This is a genomic window from Pseudomonas sp. ITEM 17296, from assembly GCF_028895205.1.
Classification (GTDB): Bacteria; Pseudomonadota; Gammaproteobacteria; order Pseudomonadales; family Pseudomonadaceae; genus Aquipseudomonas; species Aquipseudomonas kermanshahensis.
In genome coordinates, this window is record NZ_WJRS01000058.1 from 1 (window position 1) to 2,765 (window position 2,765).

The 2,765-nt window shown below is 65.6% G+C and carries 2 protein-coding genes and 1 pseudogene; all 3 read right to left on the reverse strand.

Annotated features, from left to right (window positions below; all coding sequences use genetic code 11):
- Positions 1–12 precede the first annotated feature (12 nt).
- Positions 13–990 carry a lipoyl synthase gene (lipA, locus tag GIB19_RS27955; protein WP_274888831.1) on the reverse strand — a complete coding sequence of 326 codons (978 nt, stop codon included), beginning with the start codon at positions 988–990 and terminating at the stop codon, positions 13–15.
- A 24-nt stretch (positions 991–1,014) separates the two neighbouring features.
- Entirely contained in the window at positions 1,015–2,139 is a 1,125-nt protein-coding gene (gene gcvT, locus GIB19_RS27960) for a glycine cleavage system aminomethyltransferase GcvT (RefSeq protein WP_099429681.1), read from the reverse strand.
- Between the two features lie 21 nt (positions 2,140–2,160).
- Positions 2,161–2,765: pseudogene (gene glyA, locus GIB19_RS27965) on the reverse strand (serine hydroxymethyltransferase); the annotation flags it as partial.

Below are 2,765 nucleotides of genomic sequence, written 5' to 3' on the forward strand. Positions count from 1 at the left end.
GGGGGCGCAGCGCTATTGCACATAAGCCTGCAGCGCTTGCTGGTCGGCATGGTAGGAGGACCGCACCAGCGGCCCGGACGCCACGTTCTTGAAGCCCATCGCCAAGGCCTGTTCGGCAAACCAGGCGAAGGTGTCCGGGTGCACGAAGCGCTGCACCGGCAGGTGGCTGCGCGACGGTTGCAGGTATTGCCCCAGGGTCAGCATGTCGACCTGGTGCTCGCGCATGCGCTGCATCACCTCGATCACTTCTTCATCGGTTTCACCCAGACCCAGCATCAGCCCGGATTTGCTCGGTACGCTGGGCACACGGCGTTTGAAATTCTCCAGCAGGTCCAGCGACCACTCGAAGTCCGAGCCCGGCCGTGCTGCCTTGTACAGGCGCGGCACGGTTTCCAGGTTGTGGTTGAACACGTCCGGCGGCTCCTGCGCGGTGATGGCCAGGGCCACGTCCATGCGCCCGCGGTAGTCCGGCACCAGGGTCTCCAGCTTGACGCCCGGCGACAGCGTGCGGATTTCACGCAGGCAGTCGACGAAGTGCTGGGCGCCGCCGTCGCGCAGGTCATCGCGGTCCACCGAGGTGATCACCACGTACTTCAGGCGCAGGTCGGCAATGGCAATCGCCAGGTTTTTCGGCTCATCGGCATCCAGCGGTTTCGGCCGCCCGTGGCCGACGTCGCAGAATGGGCAACGGCGGGTGCAGATGTCCCCCATGATCATGAAGGTCGCCGTGCCACCGGAGAAGCACTCGCCCAGGTTCGGGCATGAGGCTTCTTCGCAAACACTGTGCAGCTTGTGCTTGCGCAGCAGCGCCTTGACCCGTGCGACCTCGGGTGACGTGGCAATGCCCACGCGAATCCAGTCAGGTTTGCGCGGCACCTCCTCGGTGGGCAGGATCTTCACCGGGATGCGCGCCACCTTGTCGGCGCCGCGCAGTTTCACACCGGCTTGCAGGGGCTGCGGACGCGTGGCGGCAGGCAGGGTCTGGTTCATGTTCATGCTCCGGCAATCAAGGCTTCAGCCACGGTAATAACGTTGAGCCACAAAGGGTGTGCGTACCACCTGCATCGGCACCCGCTTGCCTCGCACCAAGGCGAAGACTTCGGTTTCCAATGCCGCGTGCGCACTGTGCACGTACCCCATCGCCAACGGCCCGCCCAGGCTGGGGCCGAAACCGCCGCTGGTGACACGGCCGACTTCCTGGTCGTCGGCATCGACGATCAGCGCCCCTTCGCGCACCGGTACACGCGCTTTGGGCATCAAGCCCACCCGTTTACTGGCCACGCCCTCGCGTTGCTGGGCAAAGAGGCATTCGGCCCCCGGAAAACCGCCGGCCCGCACGCCCTCGGCACGTCGAGCCTTGGAGATGGCCCAGGTCAGGCTGGCCTCGATCGGAGTGCTGCGCGCGTCCATGTCATGGCCGTACAGGCACAGCCCGGCCTCCAGGCGCAGCGAATCGCGGGCGCCCAGGCCGATGGCCTCGACCTCAGGCTCGGCCAGCAGCGTGCGGGCGAGCATTGCCGCCGCCTCGGCCGGCACCGAGATCTCGAAGCCATCCTCACCGGTATAACCCGAGCGGCTGACGTAGCAGTCGACACCCAGCAGCTTCACACGGGCGAACTGCATGAAGGTCATGGCGCCGACCTGGGACGCCAGGCGGCCTAGCACCTTGGACGCCGCAGGCCCCTGCAGGGCCAGCAAGGCGTGGCTTTCGAACAGCGATTCGACCTCGCACTGCCCTTCCAGATGCTGCTTGAGGTGCAGCAGGTCCTGGTCCTTGCAGCCAGCGTTGACCACCAGCAACAGTTCGTCACCGCCCAGGTTGGCCACCATCAGGTCGTCGAGGATGCCGCCGTCGTCGTTGGTGAACAGCGCATAACGCTGCATGCCCACCGGCAGGTCGAGGATGTCGACCGGCACCAGCGCCTCCAATGCCTTGGCAGCGCCGGCGCCGCGCAGGCGAATCTGCCCCATGTGCGAAACGTCGAACAGGCCGGCCTGCTCGCGGGTATGCAGGTGCTCCTTGAGCACCCCCAGCGGGTATTGCACCGGCATGGCGTAGCCGGCAAAGGGCACCATGCGCGCGCCGAGTTTCAGGTGCAGGTCATGCAGTGGCGTTTGTTTGAGTTGTTCTGTGGACATGAACGATTCCCCGTAGTCGATTCAGGCGCGATAGACCGGATATTCCGCGCACAGCCTGGCCACCGACGCGGCCACCTGGGCCTCGACATCGGCATCGCCAAGGTGGTCAAGGATGTCGCAGACCCAGCCGGCCAGGGCCACGCATTCGGCCACCTTGAAGCCACGGGTGGTGACCGCCGGGGTGCCGATACGCAGGCCCGAGGTCACAAATGGCGACTGCGGGTCGTTCGGTACGGCGTTCTTGTTGACGGTGATGTGCGCGCGGCCCAGGGCGGCGTCGGCATCTTTACCGGTGAGGCCCTGACGGATCAGGCTGACCAGGAACAGGTGGTTGTCAGTGCCGCCGGAAACCACGTCGTAGCCGCGGTCGATAAATACCTGGGCCATGGCCTGGGCGTTTTCGATCACTTGTTGCTGGTAGGCCTTGAAGCCTGGCTCCAGCGCTTCCTTGAAGCACACGGCCTTGGCGGCGATGACGTGCATCAGCGGGCCACCCTGGGCGCCGGGGAACACGGCAGCGTTGAGCTTTTTCTCGATCTCTGGGTTGGACTTGGCCAGGATCAAACCGCCACGCGGGCCGCGCAGGGTCTTGTGGGTGGTGGTGGTGACCACGTCGGCGAACGGGG

What these genes read in the sequence shown, in the direction of transcription:
- gcvT (WP_099429681.1), bottom strand. Translation starts at nt 2,139, where the DNA reads ATGTCCACAGAACAACTCAAACAAACGCCACTGCATGACCTGCACCTG.
- lipA (WP_274888831.1), bottom strand. Translation starts at nt 990, where the DNA reads ATGAACCAGACCCTGCCTGCCGCCACGCGTCCGCAGCCCCTGCAAGCC.